This window comes from Flavobacterium ginsengisoli (genome assembly GCF_029625315.1).
Taxonomy (GTDB): domain Bacteria; phylum Bacteroidota; class Bacteroidia; order Flavobacteriales; family Flavobacteriaceae; genus Flavobacterium; species Flavobacterium ginsengisoli.
Genome location: NZ_CP121110.1, coordinates 4,397,097 through 4,419,965, shown reverse-complemented (window position 1 = coordinate 4,419,965; position 22,869 = coordinate 4,397,097). Strand labels below are relative to the sequence as shown.

Annotated in this window: 20 protein-coding genes; 7 read left to right on the top strand and 13 right to left on the bottom strand. The window is 32.4% G+C overall.

Annotated features, from left to right (window positions below):
* Positions 1-17: 17 nt before the first annotated feature.
* Positions 18-2,189, top strand: a complete 2,172-nt coding sequence (locus tag P5P87_RS20910; protein ID WP_198858400.1) for a tetratricopeptide repeat-containing hybrid sensor histidine kinase/response regulator — start codon at positions 18-20, stop codon at positions 2,187-2,189.
* A 19-nt stretch (positions 2,190-2,208) separates the two neighbouring features.
* Here P5P87_RS20910 and lpxK read toward each other — a convergent pair whose 3' ends face one another.
* The gene (gene lpxK / locus P5P87_RS20905) at positions 2,209-3,231 is read right to left on the bottom strand and encodes a tetraacyldisaccharide 4'-kinase (protein ID WP_278020493.1); all 1,023 of its coding nucleotides are present in this window, start codon (positions 3,229-3,231) and stop codon (positions 2,209-2,211) included.
* A gap of 98 nt (positions 3,232-3,329) precedes the next feature.
* On the opposite strand from lpxK, the gene P5P87_RS20900 reads away from it, so the two are divergent.
* From P5P87_RS20900 to rluF, 5 genes are all read left to right on the top strand, one after another.
* Positions 3,330-4,424, top strand: coding sequence for a Nif3-like dinuclear metal center hexameric protein (locus P5P87_RS20900; RefSeq protein WP_198858402.1), 1,095 nt, complete (start codon positions 3,330-3,332; stop codon positions 4,422-4,424).
* Positions 4,425-4,427: 3 nt separating this feature from the next.
* Positions 4,428-5,207 carry a zinc ribbon domain-containing protein gene (locus P5P87_RS20895; RefSeq protein WP_278020492.1) on the top strand — a complete coding sequence of 260 codons (780 nt, stop codon included), beginning with the start codon at positions 4,428-4,430 and terminating at the stop codon, positions 5,205-5,207.
* Between the two features lie 169 nt (positions 5,208-5,376).
* Positions 5,377-6,249, top strand: coding sequence for an alpha/beta fold hydrolase (locus tag P5P87_RS20890; protein ID WP_278020491.1), 873 nt, complete (start codon positions 5,377-5,379; stop codon positions 6,247-6,249).
* Positions 6,250-6,287: 38 nt separating this feature from the next.
* Positions 6,288-6,635: an antibiotic biosynthesis monooxygenase family protein gene (locus P5P87_RS20885; RefSeq protein WP_278020490.1), complete on the top strand. Its 348-nt coding sequence runs from the start codon at positions 6,288-6,290 to the stop codon at positions 6,633-6,635.
* Between the two features lie 115 nt (positions 6,636-6,750).
* Positions 6,751-7,587 carry a 23S rRNA pseudouridine(2604) synthase RluF gene (gene rluF / locus P5P87_RS20880; RefSeq protein ID WP_278020489.1) on the top strand — a complete coding sequence of 279 codons (837 nt, stop codon included), beginning with the start codon at positions 6,751-6,753 and terminating at the stop codon, positions 7,585-7,587.
* Between the two features lie 33 nt (positions 7,588-7,620).
* Here the strand turns inward: rluF and P5P87_RS20875 are convergent, their stop codons facing one another.
* From P5P87_RS20875 to P5P87_RS20825, 11 genes are all read right to left on the bottom strand, one after another.
* Positions 7,621-8,808, bottom strand: coding sequence for a DUF4153 domain-containing protein (locus P5P87_RS20875; RefSeq protein WP_340696586.1), 1,188 nt, complete (start codon positions 8,806-8,808; stop codon positions 7,621-7,623).
* Positions 8,744-9,016, bottom strand: coding sequence for a hypothetical protein (locus P5P87_RS20870; protein ID WP_278020487.1), 273 nt, complete (start codon positions 9,014-9,016; stop codon positions 8,744-8,746). The genes P5P87_RS20875 and P5P87_RS20870 overlap by 65 nt, the downstream gene beginning before the upstream one ends.
* A 58-nt stretch (positions 9,017-9,074) precedes the next feature.
* On the bottom strand, positions 9,075-9,365 hold the full coding sequence (locus tag P5P87_RS20865; RefSeq protein WP_198858408.1) for a winged helix-turn-helix domain-containing protein: 291 nt from the start codon (positions 9,363-9,365) through the stop codon (positions 9,075-9,077).
* Positions 9,366-9,369: 4 nt separating this feature from the next.
* Positions 9,370-9,984, bottom strand: coding sequence for a hypothetical protein (locus P5P87_RS20860; protein ID WP_198858409.1), 615 nt, complete (start codon positions 9,982-9,984; stop codon positions 9,370-9,372).
* Between the two features lie 303 nt (positions 9,985-10,287).
* Positions 10,288-11,175 (bottom strand): bifunctional 5,10-methylenetetrahydrofolate dehydrogenase/5,10-methenyltetrahydrofolate cyclohydrolase, encoded by an 888-nt coding sequence (locus P5P87_RS20855; protein ID WP_278020486.1) that lies wholly within the window; start codon positions 11,173-11,175, stop codon positions 10,288-10,290.
* Between the two features lie 135 nt (positions 11,176-11,310).
* Positions 11,311-12,675, bottom strand: coding sequence for a signal recognition particle protein (gene ffh / locus P5P87_RS20850; RefSeq protein WP_198858411.1), 1,365 nt, complete (start codon positions 12,673-12,675; stop codon positions 11,311-11,313).
* A 325-nt stretch (positions 12,676-13,000) separates the two neighbouring features.
* Entirely contained in the window at positions 13,001-14,683 is a 1,683-nt protein-coding gene (locus P5P87_RS20845) for an MBOAT family O-acyltransferase (protein ID WP_198858412.1), read from the bottom strand.
* A gap of 1 nt (position 14,684) precedes the next feature.
* Positions 14,685-16,013 (bottom strand): GDSL-type esterase/lipase family protein, encoded by a 1,329-nt coding sequence (locus tag P5P87_RS20840; RefSeq protein ID WP_278020485.1) that lies wholly within the window; start codon positions 16,011-16,013, stop codon positions 14,685-14,687.
* A gap of 89 nt (positions 16,014-16,102) precedes the next feature.
* Entirely contained in the window at positions 16,103-17,581 is a 1,479-nt protein-coding gene (locus P5P87_RS20835; RefSeq protein ID WP_198858414.1) for an SGNH/GDSL hydrolase family protein, read from the bottom strand.
* A gap of 269 nt (positions 17,582-17,850) precedes the next feature.
* Positions 17,851-18,480, bottom strand: coding sequence for an HmuY family protein (locus P5P87_RS20830; protein WP_198858415.1), 630 nt, complete (start codon positions 18,478-18,480; stop codon positions 17,851-17,853).
* A gap of 28 nt (positions 18,481-18,508) precedes the next feature.
* Positions 18,509-20,575 (bottom strand): TonB-dependent receptor plug domain-containing protein, encoded by a 2,067-nt coding sequence (locus P5P87_RS20825; RefSeq protein WP_278020484.1) that lies wholly within the window; start codon positions 20,573-20,575, stop codon positions 18,509-18,511.
* Between the two features lie 105 nt (positions 20,576-20,680).
* Between P5P87_RS20825 and P5P87_RS20820 the strand changes: the two genes are divergently transcribed.
* The gene (locus P5P87_RS20820; RefSeq protein ID WP_278020483.1) at positions 20,681-21,583 is read left to right on the top strand and encodes a DUF6607 family protein; all 903 of its coding nucleotides are present in this window, start codon (positions 20,681-20,683) and stop codon (positions 21,581-21,583) included.
* Positions 21,584-21,657: 74 nt separating this feature from the next.
* On the opposite strand, the gene P5P87_RS20815 is transcribed toward P5P87_RS20820, so the two are convergent.
* The gene (locus P5P87_RS20815; RefSeq protein ID WP_198858418.1) at positions 21,658-22,365 is read right to left on the bottom strand and encodes a hypothetical protein; all 708 of its coding nucleotides are present in this window, start codon (positions 22,363-22,365) and stop codon (positions 21,658-21,660) included.
* Positions 22,366-22,869 lie beyond the last annotated feature (504 nt).

The window sequence follows — 22,869 nt, the reverse complement described above, 5'->3', positions numbered from 1 at the left end:
TAATAGCATTGCCATACATGAAATACTATCTTTTTATTGTTGTTTGTTTTTTTAACTCGTTTTTGTATTCTCAAGCCAAAAAGAATACGGATAGCGTCATGTATTATAACAAGCTCGCTAATTCTAATCTTAACAATAAAAAGTTCAATCAAGCAGTTTACTACACTGAAAAATCGATTAATTTTTGTGAAGAAAATGGCAAAAAAGAGAATCTTGCAAATCAGACTTTTAAGCTTGGTAAAATTTATTATAACCAAGGAAAATTTGAAGAAGCTTTAAAAAACTTCCATAAAACAGTTTCTTTATTTGACACTTTAAAACCAAGCTGTACAAAAGTTTTGGCATTGCATTATATTGGAGTAGCCAATACAGCAAAAGGCGATTACAAAACGGCTAGTGTCTATTATACGAAAGCCACAGATTTACTAAAACAACTAAACATTAATGATAATGCCGCAGTTTTAGATTATCAGAAAGCTTTGGCATTTAAGACTAATAATGATCTTAAATCGGCAGTAAAAACTCTTAAAGCCATCACCAAAAAGCCGGATAACAATGCAATTATAAAAACCAAAATAGATGCATATTATCAGCTTGGACTAATTGAGGGACAGCTTAAACGAAATGATTCGGCAATGATTTATTTTGACAAAGCATTAGATTACAATACCAAAATAAATGATTTTACCAAGAAATCTAAAATCGTTCTAGCAATTAGCCAATATTACAAACAAAATAAAAATTATGATCTAGCGTATTCGTATTTAGACGAACATTACCAGCTTGAAAATTATATTTTAAAATTAAAGAATGCCAAAATTGATTTGGATGAATTCTCAAAATTCAAAAAAAATCAATCTTTAAACAACACCATTAAAAAAGAAAGCGAAGAAAAATTTCAGCTCAAAACATATCGCTATTCTAAGTTGGTTAGTATTCTGGCAATTGCTTTAATTTCAATTTTATCTCTTTTGAGTTTAGCATTGTACAAAAACAATATCATTAGAAATCAGAATAATTTATTGCTTCGAGAAAAGAACAAAGAATTGATTTTGGCTAAAAACAAAGCAGAAAAAGCATCAAAAGCCAGATCTGAATTTTTATCTACAGTAAGCCATGAACTCCGGACGCCATTGAACGCCATTAACGGAATAACCCATATTCTACTTGAAGACAAACCAAAGAAAAAGCAATTAAAGTACTTAGAATCTTTAAAATTCTCTGGTAATTATCTAACTACTTTTATCAATGAAATTTTAGAAATTAATAAAATTGATTCGACTAAAGTTGAAGTTGAAAATATCAGCTTTAATTTGAAAGAACTACTTTTTAATATTCAAAGTTCATTAAAAGAACTAGCAACTGCCAACAAAAATTATTTCAATCTAGAAATAGACAAAGCAATTCCAGACAATCTAATTGGTGATCCGACCAAATTATCTCAGATTATATTAAACTTAATCAACAATGCTTTAAAATTTACTCAAAACGGACATGTAAATGTTATTGCAAAATTGTATTCGCAAGAAGGAGAAGAAGCAACAGTTTACTTTGAAATTGTGGATACTGGTATTGGAATTCCTGAGGATAAACTCCAAACTGTTTTTGAAAGTTTTTCTCAAGGCTCTATAGAAGTAAATAGAAAATACGGAGGAACTGGCCTTGGATTAACTATCGTAAAAAAATTAATCGAACTCTTAGGAGGCGAAATAAAACTAAAAAGTGAAGTGGGCAAAGGTTCTACATTCACCTTTAAACTAAATTTTAAAATTAACAACGAACCATTGGAAGTAATTGAAGAAGTAAAACCTTATAACGACAAACAATTGAAAAACAAATCTATTTTATTGATTGAGGACAACAAGATCAATCAAATGATCACTCGCAAAATGCTAGAAAACAAAAACATTACCTGCGAGATTGTTGACAATGGAGAAGATGCTGTCGAACTTTTAAAAATCAAGCGCTTCGATATGATTTTAATGGATGTTCATCTTCCTGGTATTAACGGAACTACAGCAACTAAATTGATTCGTGAATTTGACAAAGCAACTCCAATTATTGCCTTAACAGCAATTTCGCTTGACGAAAACCGAGATATGCTTCTTTCTTTTGGAATGGATGATGTTATTACCAAACCTTTTGTACCAGACGAATTCTACAGCACTATTGCTAAGTTTTTTGATTAACAAAGGTTCTTATGAGATACTAAGATTCTAAGTTTTCTTTTACATACTCTAAAATCGTAGCATCGAAGTCTTGCTGATGGTTGATGAATGAACTTTTTATTGGAAGATAATACAATTGAGAAACCAATTTTGAATCTTTTAAACGCACATAATCTTTCTCGGTTGTAACTATTTTTCTGCCGTTTGCTTTAACTTGAATTGAATCTAGATCCGCATCAGAAAAATGATGATGATCTGGAAAAGTCAAACATTCATCGTTTTCATTCTTTAAATAATCAAAAAATGGTTTTGGTTTCGCAATTCCGGCTAAAAGAATTTTTGATTCTGATTTAATTTCGTTAACGGAAATTTTTTCATTTTTACCGTAAATCACATTATCATAATCAATAAAACTAAAAAATAGCTTTTGCTTGTAATTAAGCTTCAATCTTGATCTAATCGCAGTTTGTTCTTCTTCAGTTAAAATACTTGGACATTTTGTAACGACCACGATACTGGCTCTTTCTGCTCCACTCCTACTTTCTCTCAAATTTCCTGTCAGCGACATAAAATCATCTGCAAATAAATCTCCATAAGAAGTAAGCAAAATGTAAAAACCTGCTTTTACTTTTCGATGCTGATAGGCATCATCGAGCAAAACAATTTCAGGTTTTTCTTTTTGCGAAAGCAGTTGCTGAATTCCATTTGTACGATTGGCGTCAACAGCAACCATTACATTTGGAAATTTTTGATAAAACTGAAAAGGTTCGTCGCCCAAAATTTCAGCATTCGAATTTTCATCAGCCAAAACAAAACCTTCCGATTTTCTTTTATAACCGCGACTTAAAGTTGCCACTTTATATTTATCAGATAATAATCGAATCAAATATTCTATTTGAGGAGTTTTCCCAGTTCCGCCAACGCTTAAATTTCCAACTGCAATAACAGGAAGATCAAATGAAGTTGATTTTAAAATTCCTTTATCAAAAAGAAAATTGCGGATTGAAGTAATGAATCCGTATAAAATGGCGAAAGGGAAAAGTAATTTTCGAGGTAAGTTCATTTTACGAAAGTATAATTTTTTTCGTTAATTTGTTTGAGGTTTTGCCACAAGTCGAAGAACTTGAAACTTGAAACCTAAAACTTGAAACAAATCTTAAAATGAAAATCAAAAATATTATATCGGTTCTTGAAGAAATGGCTCCTTTGGCCTATGCCGAAGATTTTGACAATGTTGGACTTTTAGTCGGAGATTCTGAAACCGAATGTACTGGAGTTTTAGTTTGTCACGATGCATTAGAAAATGTAATTGACGAAGCTATTTCTAAAAACTCTAATCTAGTCGTTTGCTTTCACCCGATATTGTTTTCTGGAATTAAAAAAATCACAGGTAAAAATTATGTGGAACGCGCCATTTTAAAAGCAATTAAAAATGATATAGCTATTTATGCCGTTCACACAGCTTTAGACAATCACTCGGCAGGAGTTAATAAAATATTTTGTGATGCTTTGGGTCTGACAAATACTAAGATATTAGTTCCTAAAAATAATTTCATCCAAAAATTAGTTACTTATACAATTCCTGATAATGCAGATAAAGTTCGCAAAGCATTATTTGAAGCGGGCGCAGGAACAATTGGCAATTACGACAATTGCAGTTTTAACTCTGAAGGAGTTGGAACATACAAAGGAAATTCTGAAAGCAATCCTGTAATCGGAGAACGCCACAACTTAACCGAAACGCAAGAAATAAAAATCGAAGTTACGTTTGAAAAGCACTTGCAATCCCGAATTTTAAAAGCTCTTTTTGCAAATCACATTTACGAAGAAGTAGCTTATGAAATTTACAATCTTGAAAATTCTCATCAGAATATTGGTTTAGGAATGATTGGCGAATTTGAAGTTGAAATGGATGAGAAAGACTTTCTTCAGTTTGTAAAAGAAAAAATGATTGCCGACGGAATTCGCCATTCTGCTTTTTTAGGAAAAAAAATCAAAAAAGTCGCTGTGCTAGGAGGTTCAGGAAGTTTTGCAATTAGAAATGCAATAAGTTCTGGAGCAGATGCATTTTTGACTGCCGATTTGAAGTATCATCAGTTTTATGAAGCCGAAAACAAGTTACTTTTGGCAGATATTGGTCATTTTGAGAGCGAACGCTATACAAAAAATTATATTGTTGATTATCTTCGAAAAAAAATTCTTAATTTTGCAATCATTTTATCGGAAGAAAATACAAATCCAGTTAAGTACTTATAGAATATGACGAATACGAAAGAATTAAGTGTTGAGGACAAGTTAAGAGCAATATATGATTTACAGCTTATTGACTCTAGAATTGACGAAATCAGAAACGTTAGAGGAGAACTTCCTTTAGAGGTTGAAGATTTAGAAGATGAAGTTGCAGGTTTAAGCACTCGTTCAGAAAAACTGAAAGGTGAACTTGAAGTGATTGAGGAGCAAATCAAAGCAAAGAAAATTGCTATTGAGGAGCATAAAGAAGTGATCAAGAAGTACACAAAACAACAAGAATCAGTACGTAACAACAGAGAATTTAATTCTTTGACAAAAGAGGTTGAATTTCAAGAATTAGAAATTCAATTGGCTGAAAAGCAAATCAAAGAAATGAAAGCTTCTATCGAGCACAAAAAAGAAGTTATTTCTAATTTAAAAGAAAAACTTGATGCTAAAAGCTCTCATTTAAAACATAAAAAATCTGAATTAGATGCTATTATGGCTGAAACTCAAAAAGAAGAAACTTTCTTAACTGAGAAATCTGCTGAATTTGCTGCACAAATCGAAGACAGATTATTGGTCGCTTACAACAGAATCAGAAGCAGTGTTCGTAACGGATTAGCTGTAGTTTCTATCGAAAGAGGAGCTTCTGCTGGATCTTTCTTTACAATTCCACCTCAAACTCAGGTTGAAATTGCTTCAAGAAAGAAAATCATCACTGATGAGCACTCTGGAAGAATCTTAGTTGATACACAATTAGCTGAAGAAGAAAAAGAAAAAATGGAACAATTGTTCACAAAATTCTAAATATCAAGTCCCGATTAAATCGGGACTTTTTTTTTACGTTTATTTTGCCACGAATTCCACGAATTTTCACAAATTATTTTTTTAATCTACTCCTTTGAGAATAAAAAATTCGCTCCAATTTGTGTAATTCGTGGCAGACCTTTTTTTATCTTTAGAAAAAATTTAAGTTTTGGGAATTAAAAAAGGAATTCGGTTCATCACATTAAAATCAGTTGGATCTTACATTAACTTTTTGAGTTATGTTCGTCCGCAAAAAGCTATGGAACTTTCTTATGCTCTTTTTAGCCAGCCTCGAATTGGCCGATTAAAAAAAGAGGAACTTCCAAAAGTTTTACGACATACAGAAACAGAAATGTTTCATCATAATGAACATCATTTTCAAACCTACATCTGGAAAGGAAATGAAACCAAAATTCTCTTAGTGCATGGCTGGGAAAGCAATGCTGCACGATGGAAAAAAACCTTACCACATCTTCAAAAATCTGGAAGCACCATTATTGCAATTGATGCGCCTGCACACGGACAAAGTAGCGGAAAAGAATTCAATGTGCCACTTTACGCTGAATTCATCAATAAAGCTGTAGAAAAATATCAGCCAGAAATTATAATTGGGCATTCTATTGGCGGCGCAGCTTGTGTTTATCATCAATATTTATTTCCGAACACGAGCATTAACAAAATGGTTGTTCTTGGCGCTCCTTCTGATTTAAAAACTTTGATCGATAATTATATCTCAATGCTGAGTTTGAATAGAAGAATGTTGTCTCTATTAGAAAACAAATTTGTTAATCGTTTCAATTTTAAACTGGAAGATTTTTCGGGACAAAAATTTGCCTCTCAATTTACTATTCCTGGTTTTATTGCTCATGATACGACAGATAAGATTGTAGCTTTTGAAGAAGGAAAAAAAATAGCCAGTAATTGGAAAAACAGCCAGTTTATTGAAACCAGCGGCTTAGGTCACGGAATGCATGATGATGAATTGTATGATAAAGTGATTGAGTTTCTGTTTTCCGAAGTTTCTAAGCCACTAAGTCGCTAAGACTCTAAGCTTTTTTAATCTAAAATCCACAAATCAAAATGATTGCCGTAATTTTTGAAGTAATCCCTAACGAAGGAAAAAAAGAAGAATATCTGGATATCGCAGCGAGTCTGCGTCCAGAATTAGACCATATTGAAGGATTTATTTCGATAGAGCGATTTCAAAGTTTTACTGATCCTTCAAAAGTGCTGTCTTTATCTTTTTGGAAAGATGAAGAAAGCATTCAGCAGTGGAGAAATCTAGAGATGCATCGTGCAGCTCAGGCAAAAGGCAGAAATGAAGTTTTCAAAGATTATCATTTAAGAATTGCATCTGTAGTCCGTGATTACGGAATGTTCGATAGAAAAGAAACTCCAGAAGACAGTTCTGTTTTTCATGAATCTTAAAAAAAGGTGCTAAGATTCTAAGCTACTAAGGTTCTAAGTTTTTTTCAAAGATCTGAAATCTAAAGTCTGAAATCTAAAATTCAAAGATGTCTAAACTTTTGTCTACTTTTGCAGTATGGAAGAAAATTTAAAACGTCTTAATAAATTTATTGGTGAAACGGGATATTGTTCTCGTCGTGAAGCTGATAAATTAATTGAAGAAGGACGCGTAACTATAAATGGTGCGGTGGCGGAAATGGGAACTAAAGTTTCGCCAGATGACGAAATACGTATTAATGGTAAATTAATCGTAGAGAAAAACGAAAAATTGGTTTATTTAGCTTTCAATAAGCCTGTCGGAATTGAATGCACGACTAACCTTGAAGTTAAAAATAATATTGTTGATTATATTAATTATCCAAAACGTATTTTCCCAATTGGACGATTGGATAAAGCCAGTGAAGGATTAATTTTTATGACTAATGATGGTGATATCGTCAACAAGATTCTGCGTGCTAGAAATAATCACGAAAAAGAATATACCGTTACGGTAAACAAACCAATTACAGATCGTTTTATTCAGAGAATGGGAAATGGTGTTCCTATTCTTGATACGGTTACCAAAAAATGTAAAGTCGAACAAATTAGCAAATTCACTTTCAAGATCATTTTAACGCAAGGATTAAACCGTCAGATTAGAAGAATGTCTGAATACTTGGGTTATGAAGTTACTGCCTTAAAACGTATTAGAATCATTAACATCTCTTTGGATGTTCCTGTTGGAAGATATAGAGATTTGACAGATGCTGAAATAAAAGAATTAAATCAGTTAATTGAGCCTTCTAGCAAAACGGAAGAAGCAAGCTTTCCTAAAACTGAAAGTTCAACTTCAAACGCTGCAACTCCAACCAGAAGAAAAGCATTTATTTCAAAACACGATCCTAGATTTAAAAAAAGAGGAGATAATAAATAAAAAAATCCCATTCGTTTGAATGGGATTTTTTTATTATTTCTTTTTATCTAAAAAATCATAGTATAATGCTTTAGATAAAAAACTAGCCTCTTGATAATTTAAAATCATTTCTTCTCTGACTGATTCTGCATATTTCCCGTCTAAATTGTTCTTTTGGAAGTATTCTCTTCGAGCCTCATCATTAAAATTTAAACCGCTTAAAAAAATAGGCGAAACTCCCTTATTTACTGAGATATTATAATTGGTAATTATGTTTCCCCAATTTACATAACTGCATAAAAGTACAGTCCCGTAAAAACACCAAACCATCTGATTTACTAAATAAACATTGGTTTTTTGTTTTGTAATTTTCAAAAAAGTGTATACCAAACCAATAATTGCCAAAATAAGAAAAGCGTAAACTCCCAAACGTTTATAGGTTAAACCAAAAAATGAAACATACTCTGAATTTTTGATGATGGTACTTACAATCAAAATTCCATTTAGAAAAATCCAGATTTTAGCAAGTGTTTTAAGAAGTGTTGCTTTTTTATCAAAATTGAATCCACCTTTGAAATAAAACATAATTACACCAACTGCCATGAGAATCGAAAAGATAACAGAATTTACTCTTTCATGTGTATCAGAACTAAGTTTAGAAGCCTGTGCTGTCACTACTTCAAAAAACTGCTCATAATTATACGTTCCGATAAAAACTAAAAGCATAATATTTAACAGAAACAGGGTAATTACACCGCTTTTTCTTTCGAAGTCCAAATCTAAAAAAGAAAAAGTACTTTGATTTTTCACTTCAGAAATATTGCTAAAATCATTGTTTAATTTCGGATTGTATTCATAACAGGCATCTGGAACCCAATAATTCCAAAAACTGAATGAAATGTAAAATCCTAAAATACTGATTCCGATTAATTGCGGTAAATCGATATCTAATTCGTAATCCGTAAATAATGAAGAGAAATGATCACTTCCAAAAGAATACACAATAAAAAACAATCCGAGAAAAACAATTGGAATCAAAACAAACGCCACTAGTTTTTTAGCAAAATCATTATGGATTTTTCGCTCTGGAAGCCATTGGTGAAACATAAATATTCTACCTACAGAAGCAAATCCGTTTAAGAATATTAGTGGAAAAACCTGAATCATCTTGAGTTCCTCATTTTGAGTTTTGAATTGCAAAAATACAATTGATAAGGCTAAAGCAAAGAATGATGCTTGCATCTCCGTACCACGCAAAAGCAAAACAAGATAAAATAGAGGTCATTACAAGAACCAAATGTGATCTGTCGACCATCTTTTCCTGATAGAAATAACTAATCAAGAGCGTAAGAACTACACCGAAAATAGAAATATTGATTCCAACAGATTCGTTGTAAAAAAGCAGTAAAAAAACCGCTGTGCAAGCTAAAATAAATTGATGTTTTTTCATTGTTTTAAATTTAAAAGTACTTTGTATTTCAAAGTTTATAGATAAAAAAATAGGGGTATTAGGATTTCATTAATTTTTCAAGGTACGATAAGTGTTCTTTAAAAGCTGCACGCCCCAAATCGGTCACCTGATAAGAGGTTTTTGGCTTTTTGCCCACGAATTCTTTCTTCACTTCGATATAACCCGCTTTTTCAAGCGCAGAGGAATGACTTGCTAAATTACCATCAGTGATATTTAAAAGCGCTTTCATCTCGGTAAAATCTACCCAGTCGTTAACCATCAGAACGGACATAATACCCAGTCTGACACGGCTTTCAAAATCTTTATTTAGTTTATCAATAATTCCCATTGGATTATTTGTATTTTTTGAACATCACTAATCCATACACGATATGTAAGATTCCGAATCCTAAAACCCAGAAAATCAATCCATATCCTATATTAAAAAGTGCAATACATCCTAAAATCAGTTCCGAAAAACCTAGATATTTTATATCTGAAAATGTATATTTTTCTGCATTTATAAGTGCTAGTCCATAAAAAATTAATGTTGCTGGCGCTACTAAACCAAAGTGTCCATGATACATTAAAGCTAGACAAAATACACCACCGGTTACAAGCGGAACAGCCAAATTAAACAATAATTTTTTTGTTACTGAAGTCCAGATTGGCAAATTATATTTTCGGCTTTTTCTTATGGTAAAAAAGATTCCGAATAAAAATGCAAATACCAAAATCGTAATTCCAATCCAGAATAATTCTGAAACCAAATTGGCAGAATATAATCTATGCTCATCGCTTAGATAATCCATTCCGTTTGCTTTGAAAAGCTCGTAAACATAGATTCCGCCAATTAAAGCCGAAAGACCCGCGAAAACTCCTGAAAGTCCGCTTAATGATAAAACTCTTGAAGAGCGCTCCATCATGGAACGTATATGTGCTAAATCTTCTTGGTGCTTTTGATTCATAATTAAAGTACTTTGCGTTACAAAGTTATTATTTATTTTTAATTGGCAAATAAAAAAGTGATTTTTTATTTCAACAAGACCTGACAGGTTTTAAAAACCTATCAGGTCTATTTGTACAAACCGCGTGAGGGATAGAAGCTGGCTACCGAAGTAGCGCGGATAGCCCGACCGTATTTTGCGAATGGCGCGCATATGCGTAAAGATTGGCGCGCCATTCGCAAAATATGGTCACGCCCAAATGATAAAAACAAAAAAGCCCATTCTTTTAATGAACAGGCTTTTTCTTTTTATTTTGACACAATATTATTTATTTTTTGCGCTTCTCATTTTTCTTGCCAGAAGTGTATTTTTAAGCAACATTGCAATTGTCATTGGTCCTACTCCACCTGGAACTGGCGTAATAAATGATGCTTTTTTGCTTACACCATCAAAATCAACGTCACCTTTAATAACATATCCTTTTGCATTTGATGCATCTTCTACGCGTGTAATTCCAACGTCGATAACTGTTACTCCTTCTTTTACCATATCTGCTTTTAAGAATTCTGGAACTCCTAAAGCTGTAATAATAATATCAGCATTTTTAGTGAATTCTGCTAAATCTTTAGTTCGGCTGTGAGTAAGTGTAACGGTTGAGTCTCCAGGATTTCCTTTTCGGCTCATTAAAATACTCATCGGACGTCCTACGATATGGCTTCTTCCTATTACAACTGTATGTTTTCCTGCGGTTTCTACTTTGTAACGTTCTAACAATTCCATAATTCCGAATGGCGTTGCTGGAATAAAACTTTCCATTTCAAGAGCCATTCTACCAAAGTTAGTTGGGTGAAATCCATCTACATCTTTGTCAGGATCGATTGCTAATAGAATTTTTTGCTCGTCGATGTGTTTTGGCAAAGGCAACTGAACGATGTATCCATCTAGATTGTCATCTTCGTTCAATTCTTTAATTTTTGCTAAAAGCTCGTCTTCTGTAATTGTTTCTGGTAAAGCAACTAAAGTTGAATCGAAACCAATTTCTTGACATGATTTTACTTTACTTCCTACGTAAGTTAAACTTGCTCCGTTATTTCCAACTAAAACAGTCGCTAAATGAGGCACTTTTCCTCCAGCTGCTTTTATAGATTGAACTTCGACTGCAATTTCGTTTTTAATGTCATTAGATGTTTTTTTACCGTCTAGTAGCTGCATTGTGTGTTGTTTCAGGTTTTAATTTTTGTTTCAAGCTTCAGGTTTCATGTTAAAACGAAACTCTTAATATATTAAGTGAAAAAGTTTCAAGTTTTGGTTTCTAAAATTGAAACCTTAAACTTGAAACTCTTTTTATTATTTTGGCATTCCGCCTGGCATACCACCTGGCATTCCTTTCATACCACCCATCATTTTCATCAGATTCTTTCCGCCTGGACCTTGCATCATCTTCATCATCTTGCTCATTTGGTCAAACTGCTTCATCAGCTGATTTACTTGCTCGATTTTTGTTCCCGAACCTTTTGCAATTCTAGCTTTTCTTTTTACATCGATAATGGCTGGTTTGCTTCTTTCTCCTGGAGTCATCGAATAAATGATCGCTTCGATATGTTTGAAAGCGTCGTCTTCGATTTCAACATCTTTCATCGCTTTTGAAGCACCTGGTATCATTCCGACTAAATCTTTCATGTTACCCATTTTCTTTACTTGCTGAATCTGCGTTAAGAAGTCGTCAAAACCGAATTCGTTTTTAGCGATTTTCTTTTGAAGTTTTCTTGCTTCTTCTTCATCAAATTGTTCCTGAGCTCTTTCAACAAGAGACACAACGTCTCCCATTCCTAATATACGCTCAGCCATACGTTCTGGATAGAAAACATCAATTGCTTCCATTTTTTCTCCAGTACCAACAAATTTGATTGGTTTATTTACAATCGATTTGATTGAAAGCGCTGCTCCACCACGAGTATCACCATCTAATTTCGTTAAGATAACTCCATCAAAGTTTAAGATATCGTTGAAAGCTTTTGCTGTATTTACAGCATCTTGTCCTGTCATAGAGTCTACAACGAACAATGTTTCTTGTGGCTGAATTGCTTTGTGTACGCGAGCAATTTCGTCCATCATTTCCTGATCTACTGCCAAACGTCCTGCTGTATCGACGATAACAACATTGAATCCGTTTGATTTGGCATGTTTAATTGCGTTTTGAGCAATCTCTACAGGATTTTTATTTTCTGGTTCTGAGTAAACCTCAACACCTATTTGGTCTCCCACAACATGAAGCTGATTAATCGCCGCTGGACGATAGATATCACACGCTACAAGAAGTGGTTTTTTATTTTTCTTTGTTTTTAAGTAGTTTGCTAATTTTCCAGAGAAAGTAGTTTTACCAGAACCTTGCAAACCTGACATCAAAATCACTGTTGGATTTCCTGAAAGGTTAACGCCTGCAACATCTCCACCCATTAATTCGGTAAGTTCGTCTTTTACTAACTTAACCAACAATTGTCCTGGCTGTAATGTTGTTAATACATCCTGACCAATTGCTTTATCTTTTACTCTTGCTGTAAAATCTTTAGCAATTTTAAAGTTAACATCGGCATCAAGTAACGCACGACGAACTTCTTTTAAAGTATCTGCAACGTTTACTTCTGTAATTTTACCGTGTCCTTTTAATATATGGAACGCTTTATCTAACTTATCACTTAAATTATCAAACATATCATTTTCTTTATTTGAAGTGCAAAGATAATCTAATTAGATATTTCAGGCAATTTTTATTTGTACGCAATTTTTTGCCACGAAGGCACAAAGGCGCAAAGTTTTTTGCCACGAATTACGCTAATTTCTCGAATTACTGAAACAAATATTTTTCTCTCGCAGATCGAACAGATTATTTTTTGATTGAGAATAAAAATCTCCTAAATCTGCAGAATCTGCGAGAGAAAAAAATCATTTTAACCCATCTAATCTGTGGCAAAAGAAAAAAGGCACAAAGAATAAAATCTTTGTGCCTTTGTTGCTATGAACCTTTGAACCTCCAGAATTAAAACTGGAAGTATATAAATGGCTGTGAACCTGCTACCGCTGTTGCGTAAACAATCCAATAAACAAATCCTAAGATTATTGCTTTAATAAGTAAAGGTGTTTTGTCGAAAACAGATTTCATTCCGTTTGTGAATGATTCTGGTAAGAAATGCCAAACGTAACCGAATAACATTAATCCGAAAACATTTTTGTAACCTAATACAATTGTTTTCCAAAGTTCTGGTTCGAATGTTAATTGGCCAATATTATTAATTACTTGCAAAGCAGTTTCGAAATCTCTTGCTCGGAAGAAAATCCAACAGAAAACCACAAAGTGAAATGTGATTACGATTGAGAAAAATCTCCATAAGAAATTTGGGCTTTTATCTTTTTTAGAAGGAAAGAATTCCATAAATATTTTATGAACAGCCAAAGCTAATCCGTGAAGCGCTCCCCAAACAATAAACTGTGCTCCTGCTCCGTGCCACAAACCACCTAAAAGCATTGTAGTAAACAGATTGAAATTGGTTACCAATGTCTGTTTTATTTTACTTGAAAGCAGAAATGACAAAGCAAAAATCAAAATACTTATTCCTGCAATTATTAGCGGAATTACACTTTCGTTGTAACAAGACATTCCCCAAAGTAATAATCCGAAGAAGAATAAACTCGGAAATAAATATCCTGCGAAAGAACCTTCTCTGTTTCCTCCAATTGAAATATATAAAAAGTCTTTTAACCAAGTTGAAAGCGAAATATGCCATCTTCTCCAAAAATCGGTAATAGAAGTCGATTTGTATGGTGTTCTAAAGTTAACTGGCAATTTAAACCCAAGCAATAATGCAATACCAATTGCCATATCTGAATATCCAGAAAAATCACAGTAAATCTGAATTGCATATCCGTACGAAGCCATTAAGTTTTCAAACGAAGTATAACTCATCGGCGTATCAAAAACACGGTCTACGAAGTTTACTGATATATAATTTGAGATTACTGTCTTCTTAATTAAACCTCCGATAATTAAAAACAAAGCATTATTTACATCTTGCTTCGTCAAGTTTAATTTTTGATAAATCTGAGGCAAGAAATCTTTTGCGCGCACAATTGGTCCAGCAACTAACTGTGGGAAAAAAGAAACGAAGAATAAATATTCGATATAATTTTTTGTCGGTTTAATTTCTTCCCTGTAAATCTCAATAATATAACTCATCGATTGGAAAGTATAGAACGAAATTCCAACCGGAAGGAAAACATTATGAAGTGCGAAGTTACCATGAAACATATCATTGTAAGTCACAATCAAGAAGTTCATGTATTTAAAATAGCCTAAAAGTGCTAAGTTCAAAATAACACTTATAACCAAATATAACTTCTTTACGCCATCTCTGCTTTCTCTATAAATAATCTGGCTCAAACCATAATCTACAACAGATGAAAGCAATAACAGCAGAAAGTAAATTCCACTTGATTTATAGTAAAAGAAAAGTGAGAAGAGAATAACATACGTTAATCTCAAATAAAATGTTTTGCGTAAAAAACCATACACAAAATAGAAAACCAGAAATAAACCTAAGAATAAACCAGTATTGAATAAAAGTTTTTCGTCTGGATCGTAAACGAACCAACTCTTAACTTGTTCTATCGTAATTGCACCAAAGTTTTGAATAAACCAATTATTAATGCTATCTATTGTTGTCAATTTAATTCTTTAATTTAAAATTATCGTATGATTTTAAAAATGCCTGAGTAAACAAATCTCCTTGTTTCTCGTATCCTTTTTTTGAGTAATGAACCCAATCTGGTCCAATTAATCCTTGTATTTTTAATTGTCTTATTCCGCTCATTCCGCCAAACTCATCGTACAGATCCCAAACGGCAAAACCTTCTTTCTGAGCTATATCAATAATTTGTCTAGCATAATCATCAATATAAGTATTTGGTTTTCTTCTTAGCAAAGATGGCGGCGGTGTCATTACAATTATTGGCGCATCTATTTTTTGTGCTCTTATATTGCTGATAAATTCTTTTAGCTCACGAATATATTTTTCTACATCTAAATGATCGTAGCTTTCATTTGTTCCTAACGAAAAAACCAGTAAATCTGCTTGCAATGATTTTAATTGCTCAAAGAATAACGGATATTTATTGTAATCTGAATATTTAGCGCCATTTACTCCAATACTACTGTAGATTAATCCTGGAGCATCTTTTTCTAAAACAATTCCGTTTAATTCATAATCTTTTGCTTCTTTGTTCGGAATTAAGAAAATTCGACTCAAAGCATTTTCTGAATTATAATAATGCGAATACGAATCTGTTTTTATTGCTAAAGGAACAAATTCTGACATTGAGATTGTCTTTGGTTTCGTTTCCTTTGTGGGAATTTTCAAAATTCTTCCTGCTCGAATATTATTAGACTTTAAATGATTCTCTCTTTTAATTTCTATAATCGAAACATTATACTTATCTGCAATTGAACCAAGTACTTCTCCTTTTTTAATTTTGTGTGTAATTATTTTGGGCTCTGTGGTCTGAATAGAATTGATCTTAGATGAAATTGCCAAATCGAACATATCTTGATTCTGAGGCGTAATAATTTTTATCGTATTGAATTTGTAAGCTAGATCTTTTACATTCATTTCTATTACGAATCCACCAGAATCTCTCCAAAGTCCTATTCCGCTTAACCCAATCGGACAATTCTTAACAGGATGAATATTTCTATAGCTTTCCCAAGTTCTGTTTGATCTAAAACGTTCGTTATAAGAGCCATTTGTTTTAGCCAATTGATATGGAAACACTAAACCTCGCCCTCCATTACCAAACTTCTGTTGCAGTTTTTTTCTAATTTCATTGGTCATCAAATCACCTTGAATATGCGAATCGCCAATATGTACAATATTGATTTTTTGATTCTTCTGATCTTCGTTTTTTTCCAGTTTCTGAAAAAAATCATTTAATACTTTTGCATTGTAAATTTGACCCTCAGAAGGAGCACCAATTGCTGCTGTATCTGCTTTTTGAATCATACTTTTTGGTGTTGGATGTACGGGTGTTTTTGAAGTTTTTTCATTTGTTGCAAAAAAAAGACAACAAAAAGAAAGAATAAGTTTGTTTATCATACACTGTCTTTTGTTACTGAAACGGAATCTGGTCTGGCTTTTCGTACTGGTTTTGGCTTAGTTCCCTCAGCATCTCTTTTTTCTCTGAGCACTTTATATTCTTCGTATCCTTTATTTAATTGCCCGTATAGCAAATTTCCAATTGCTTTTGCTCCACGTTGGTTAAAATGGGTATAATCTTTATTTGCTTTTGCAGGAGTCTCATCTACCCATTTAATCATAGAACCGTCTCCTCCCATTAGAGTATATAAATTCACAAAACCTGCCTGTGCTTCAAGCGCGTAATGTTTTTGCGCTTTCATTAACGGAACTACAGCAGAATCGGTTTTCATTTCTAAATCATATTTAGTTGATTTATCTGCAGTAGAAACAATTAAAATTGAAACACCAGGAAAAGATTCTTTAATTTTATTTACGGTTTTTGTCATTCCTTTTTCATACCAAGAATAATTTTTTGTTCCGTAATTTAAAACGTTGGTTCCGTAATGCAAGATAATCAAATCATATTTCAAGCTATTATTAAATGCTCTCATTACGTCTGCATTAAACATCGAAATCGGTAGTCCAGAATTTCCTCTCTGCGAGAAATTATCTACGTGAACTCCTGCGCCGTTATCAAAATTAAATCCATAAATCGGAATAGAATCTGCTTGAACGAAATTTGCTTTAAACGATTTTAAACTTCCTGATGAAACTTTAAGCGTATTAACCAAACCATTTGGAGAAAGGCTTTTCTTGATTGTATCTTTTCCGATAATGAAATTAACTTTTCCAGTTTTAGACGAACGGCCGTAAAATAAGGTTGCATTATCTAAAGAGGTAGAATATTTATTCAATCCAGCTTCATACTGAACCCAAGTTGAATTGGACTTATCATTTGCGAAGAATACGTGTCCGTTAACTCCAAAAGGACACGTCGGTCTTTTCACATTTAAGTAAGATTGCGTTTTCCAGTTTTTAGAATACGTTGATTTTACAGAACCTCTAGACGCAGCAGATTCTGAAGTAATAGAAACAAAACCAACACCATTACCGCCAAAACGTTCCTGATAATTGGTACGAACGTCCTGAACGATTAAATCTCCATCGGTCATAGAATCTCCGTAATAAGCGATTCTCACTTTGTTCTGCGGATTTTTTTCTAACTGATACAATTTCTCATAAAAAGAAATTAGATACTGATAACCTTTGTAATTTTCAAATGTTTCTGAAGGAAACTCGATTCCTTCTGTTTGATCAAAAACAATTTTCTGTCCGTTTAATGCTTCTTCACTTTTCGCAATACTGTCTTTGTCTAACGATAAGGAATCTTCAGCAACAGATTCTAAAAGCAAACTGTCGATTAATATATTTTTAGAATCTAACTTACTCTCAGAAAATATTTTGTCTGGAAGGATTTGTTTAAACCCAATAAAAGCAACTAGCGCTAAAGCAACGATTGCAAAAGACTGAAAAAAATAAGATTTTGTATTCACCTAATAATTATAAAATATGAAGAACTGCATTCAAAAATTAAACCAATTAAATAATTGTTAACTTATTGCAGAAAAAATTTGTGCAAAGATAGAATAACATTTTGTTTCTATTTAATTTTAACAAGAAAGTAGAACAAAAAAAGAGGTTAGAATTTCTAACCTCTTGAATCAAAAAATAAAAAAAACAAAGCTAATGATTAACTAGATTTTTGATGTTTTTATTTAAAAATACCTGTATAAAATAAAAATATTCGAGATTAACTCTTTATTTAAAATGTAGTAGTGCTATTTGCTTGGTATGCAAAATTAAAAGTATAATATCTTGCTACAGCAGTATTTGGGTCTGGTGTTGCAGGTGCATCTTTATAATAGCTTAAGAATTCTACTTTTGCATATTTTCCATCATGAGTTTTGATAACAAATACTCTTCCTGCTTTTGCAGAAATAATATGAGTTGCTCCATTATAATCGTACCAAGCATTATCTCCTGAAGAAGGGAATGCAGAAGCACCGCTAGCATCCTGAGCAAAACTCGATGCTGCTGGAAAAGCTGTTACGTTTGCAAAAATACCTGAAACAACACTTACTGCTCCTTGTCCTTTTCTTTCTGGCTCTCCTGTATCAGTAGCGCTAATTTTTGCTCCTCCATTAACAATAACTGATGTACCGCGGAAAGCGATATCCCAACTATCGTCAGTTACAATTTTATTTTGAGAAAAACTGAATTTTGTAAATTCACCACCAACTGGTTGTCCTTGTCCTCCTGTTTGCGGAGCATAAACATTAGAAACTTTTGTTGTTACCACTGGTGTTACTTCATTTTTGTTGTCATCGCTACTGCAAGATGCTGTAGAAATAAATAATGCTAAAAGCGAAAGTTTTAAAATTTTTGTTTTCATTTTGTGAAAGGTGTTAAATAAATGTTGATTAAAAATTATATTGAATTCGTGCAAAAAGCTGTCTACCTGCTAGATTGCTAATTTGAGATGGATCTGTAAAATCAAATAAATTATTTGCTCCTGCCTGAAGCATAAATTTATCTCCGATATATTTTGATATAGATAAGTTTGTTAAGAAGTAGCCATCGACAAATGTGTCATATTTGTCTAGAATCTGGTTACCATTGGTATCGAACATTCCGTATTTGCTTCTATAGAAAACACGCAAATTGATATCTGTTTTTATTTTAGGTATAGTGTAGGCTAACTTAACATTGGCCGTATGTTTTGATCTGTTAAACAATCCAAAATAATCAGATTTTTTAATTTGAATGGTTTGTAAATCTGAGTTACGTACGTATTGATAGTTTTCGAAATTATCTAGAACAGATTTGTCTTTTGCTGTTAAAAACTGATATCCAAATGATACCGATAATTCTTTTGTGAAATCGTAAGTTGAATTAAATTCTAAACCGTAAGTAAAAATTTTACTAATGTTAAAATAACTGAAGACATTCTGTCCATTCGTTTTTTGAGCTACAACACGGGTATCAATTAAATTTTCTATTGAATTATAAAAAGCATTTACGTCTAATCTTAATTTATTTTTCTTGTAAAAAGTTCCAAGATTCACATTTATTGAGCTTTCTGGCTTTAATGGTTCACTAAAATTTACTCCATCTACTCTAGATAAAAGCTGTCCCTGTTCGTCTAATTGATTTAAACGATCTTCGGCAACATTGTATCCCAAAACGGTATACCCAACCGATGGATTTGTAAAGTCAAAATACAACTGACGGAAATCTGGCGCTTTATATCCATAACCTACAGAAGACTTTAAAGAGAAATTTTCGCTAACCTTAAAATTGACCGCTAATTTTGGACTAAATTGCGAAGCATACACACTATGATTATCGTATCTAAATCCAGCAAGAACATTCCATTTTTCCGTTGGGTTGTAATCATATTGCAGATAAACATATTGTGAATTAAAGTTTACTTGTTTTTCAAAATAAGTTCTGTCTAAAGTCTCATAACTTACCCCAACCCCACCTGTTAGTTTATCATTTTTTAATGAAAGTGTCGTTCTAACCTCTGGTCGAATTAACCATTGGTTATAATAAGCACTTTCAAAAAGAACATTATTCTCATCTTTTAAAAAGGAATCATTTTTATAATTTGTAGCATAAAATTCATATTCAGAATATACTTTCGAACTCCATTTATGTTCTAATTTTAGTTGCGAATTCCATTCTTTTTCTTTTGCATCTCCACTATAATTTTCAGCATCTATTATCGCTCTGTTATCCATTTTCATATCATAAAAACGGTTATTTACAATTAACTTCAGGTTCTCCGAAAAGTCGTAATATATCTTAGGCTGAATAGTAAAATTATAAAATGGCTCTACATTTTTTAAAGGTGTACTTTTATCTAAATCATAACCATCTGTAGAATAAAAATTAGCAAAAAGATTAGCCGAGAACTTCTTCTTTTTCCACAACAAATTGGTATTAGCATCGCTAGTATTAAAAGTCGCATATCGATAAGAAAGACTTCCCGTAAACGTATCTTTTTTAGGTCTTTTTGTAATTACATTTATTACTCCACCCATTGCTTCAGAACCATACAATGCTGAAGAAGCTCCTTTAACAATTTCAATTCTTTCTATATTTCCAACAGAAACTCTTGATAGGTCCAAAACACCAGCACTTCTCCCTACTAACGGTACTCCATCAATTAAAATCATTGTATATGCGGCATCTAATCCTTGCATTTGAATTCCTTCAAAACCACTTTCATCTGGAATCAAAATAATCCCCGTTTGTTCACTTAAAATTTCATTCAATCTTGTAACACCAGACTTAATAATTGCTTCAGATGTAATAATTGTCATTGGTAAAGGCAATGATGAAAGCACTCTTTCTGTTCTTGTTGCAGTAGTAACTTTAACTTCCGATAATTCATTTGTTTCTACACTATCTTTTTTAACTTCTTGACAAACAGAAATTTGACAAAAAAGCACAACTGCAAAAAGAGTAATTTTAATTTTCATTATTTTTATTGAGTCTTAATAATCGGTGCAAATATATGATTATTTTTAATTGTTCTAAATTAAATTTATATATTTGCGAAAAATTTAAAAACAAAACAATAAGTTATGATTTCAAAAAACCTTTTTTTGTCAGCCACTATGGCTTTAACATGCAGTCTTGGTTTTAGTCAGGATAAAAAACAACAAGACATAAAATCTATTAAATCTATGTGTGGTTGTTATGAGGTAAAGTTCAATTTTACTGAAACTTTCTCATACCCAAAAGATTCTCTTACTTATAAACCTTCCGAAACTAAACATGAATCTGCTTTAGAATGGGTAGAGTTATTAGAAGATACTCCTAACAAAATCGTAATGCGACATTTATTGATTGTAAGTGACGATATGATTATCAAACACTGGAGACAAGATTGGCTTTACGAAAACACAGACTTATATACATTTGATAAAGGAAATTCTTGGAAATATAAAAAATTAGACAAAAAAGCGGTTAAAGGCCAATGGACTCAAAAAGTATATCAAGTAGATGACAGCCCGAGATATGAAGGATCTTCAACATGGGTTCACGTTGATGGACAAGATTATTGGGCAAACGTTGCTGATGCACCGCTTCCTAGAAGAGAGCAAACAAAACGTAACGATTACAATGTTTTAAAAAGAAGAAATATTCACGAAATCACTGCTACAGGTTGGAATCATGAGCAAGACAATGATAAATTGGTTCGTGACGATGCTGGAAAAGATGTTTTATTGGCGCAAGAAAAAGGATTTGATGTGTATACTAAAGTTCCAGATGTAAAATGTATCGCGACTCAAAAATGGTGGGTAGCAAATAACGCTCTTTGGAAAAACGTTCGTGATAAATGGCAAACTCTTTTTGACAGACATAAAGATCTTAACTTAGAAGCTAAAGTAGACAGAAAAGCACTTTACTCTTTATTATTTGATTTAAAACCAGATACTGCAAAAGCAGAATCAGATGCTATTATTGACAAATTTGTTAAGTAATTAGAATTAGTTGTTAAAATAAGAAATCCGGAAGTTTAAAAAGCTTCCGGATTTTTTTATTAGTTTTTATCTAATTACTGAGCGCACTCTGAATAGGTAACAGCGTGTCTTGATAAATCTGTCCATTTTGGATCTGCTGAAGATGCAGTGATTAATTTGTCACATCCGCTCCACAATGTTGCAAACTCTTTTTTGTATTCTTTTTTCTTTAATAAAAATGCAGGTGCATCTTTTTTAGCAACATAGTAAGATTTAGCATCTCCACCTACAAATTTAACGCCTCCAACTCCTAAAGAAGTAGTTTCTTTTGCATGTGGATCACAATATATTTTAAATTCTTTACTGAATGCAGGGTTTAAAAGTTGCATTAATAATTTTGATTTTTTCTTTTTGATTTGCACATCAGCAGTTTCAAAGTATGCGTAACCTTCTTTTAAGTACTCTTGGTTAAGTTTATCATCGTTCCATTTTTGAAAATCTGTACCAAAATCAATTTTTTTAGTCAAATTATCAAGTCCACTAGGTGGTAAATACATATACTTAATATCCTCTGGTTTTAGTTTGTGCTTTTTTCCAGCTGCATCTTGTAACTTAATAAATTCAATTAGTCCCTTTTCTCTGTCAATATCGCGAATAGTTCCGCTAAGTTCTGTTCCGTCTGCTAGTGTAATGTAAGCTGTTTTACTGTGTGAAAATCCATAAGATGGGTTAATTAAATCTTGAGCTTTTGTTGCTGTAAGTGCAAAAAGAAGCATCATTAAAAGTAAAGATTTTTTAATCATTGTTTTTGGGTTTAAATTTTGCCTACTCTCGCGATTTTCGGCTTCCTCGTATTTATTTTATAGGATCATAAGCCGATTTTTCTCTTTTGTTTATTGGCACTTTTAACTGAAAAATAACCAATTATTTCTTACTGTAAACATACTTATAAAAATGACATATACAAATCTCGTTACTACTTTTTTACACGAAAATTCTTTTTAAAAAAAATCCGGAAGTTTTTAAAGCTTCCGGATTTTTTTTTATCTATCTATTATTGTTTATATCTTTCGGTATTAATGGGTTTGCGTCAATTTCAGCCTGAGGTATTTTTAAGAAAATTTTGCTTACCGTAAGCTACAACCACAACCTCAATTCTTTTCCACTTTCTTGCATTTTAACATTCAAAACAGAACTAGTTAATGGTTAATCGTCATCTTTAAAACCCATGTAAGAAAACGTCAAAACATCTCCCATATTAGCGTTTATTATATAAAATGAATATTATGAAAACAAGACTGATGTAA

Excerpts from the sequence above, each read along its gene's own strand:
- P5P87_RS20840 (WP_278020485.1), bottom strand. The coding sequence starts at position 16,013 with ATGATTCAAAAAGCAGATACAGCAGCAATTGGTGCTCCTTCTGAGGGT.
- P5P87_RS20865 (WP_198858408.1), bottom strand. The coding sequence starts at position 9,365 with ATGGGAATTATTGATAAACTAAATAAAGATTTTGAAAGCCGTGTCAGA.
- P5P87_RS20855 (WP_278020486.1), bottom strand. The coding sequence starts at position 11,175 with ATGCAGCTACTAGACGGTAAAAAAACATCTAATGACATTAAAAACGAA.
- P5P87_RS20875 (WP_340696586.1), bottom strand. The coding sequence starts at position 8,808 with ATGCAAGCATCATTCTTTGCTTTAGCCTTATCAATTGTATTTTTGCAA.
- P5P87_RS20825 (WP_278020484.1), bottom strand. The coding sequence starts at position 20,575 with ATGAAAATTAAAATTACTCTTTTTGCAGTTGTGCTTTTTTGTCAAATT.
- P5P87_RS20830 (WP_198858415.1), bottom strand. The coding sequence starts at position 18,480 with ATGAAAACAAAAATTTTAAAACTTTCGCTTTTAGCATTATTTATTTCT.
- P5P87_RS20895 (WP_278020492.1), top strand. The coding sequence starts at position 4,428 with ATGACGAATACGAAAGAATTAAGTGTTGAGGACAAGTTAAGAGCAATA.
- P5P87_RS20860 (WP_198858409.1), bottom strand. The coding sequence starts at position 9,984 with ATGAATCAAAAGCACCAAGAAGATTTAGCACATATACGTTCCATGATG.
- ffh (WP_198858411.1), bottom strand. The coding sequence starts at position 12,675 with ATGTTTGATAATTTAAGTGATAAGTTAGATAAAGCGTTCCATATATTA.
- P5P87_RS20900 (WP_198858402.1), top strand. The coding sequence starts at position 3,330 with ATGAAAATCAAAAATATTATATCGGTTCTTGAAGAAATGGCTCCTTTG.
- P5P87_RS20870 (WP_278020487.1), bottom strand. The coding sequence starts at position 9,016 with ATGAAAAAACATCAATTTATTTTAGCTTGCACAGCGGTTTTTTTACTG.
- P5P87_RS20885 (WP_278020490.1), top strand. The coding sequence starts at position 6,288 with ATGATTGCCGTAATTTTTGAAGTAATCCCTAACGAAGGAAAAAAAGAA.
- P5P87_RS20910 (WP_198858400.1), top strand. The coding sequence starts at position 18 with ATGAAATACTATCTTTTTATTGTTGTTTGTTTTTTTAACTCGTTTTTG.
- P5P87_RS20815 (WP_198858418.1), bottom strand. The coding sequence starts at position 22,365 with ATGATTAAAAAATCTTTACTTTTAATGATGCTTCTTTTTGCACTTACA.
- P5P87_RS20820 (WP_278020483.1), top strand. The coding sequence starts at position 20,681 with ATGATTTCAAAAAACCTTTTTTTGTCAGCCACTATGGCTTTAACATGC.
- rluF (WP_278020489.1), top strand. The coding sequence starts at position 6,751 with ATGGAAGAAAATTTAAAACGTCTTAATAAATTTATTGGTGAAACGGGA.
- lpxK (WP_278020493.1), bottom strand. The coding sequence starts at position 3,231 with ATGAACTTACCTCGAAAATTACTTTTCCCTTTCGCCATTTTATACGGA.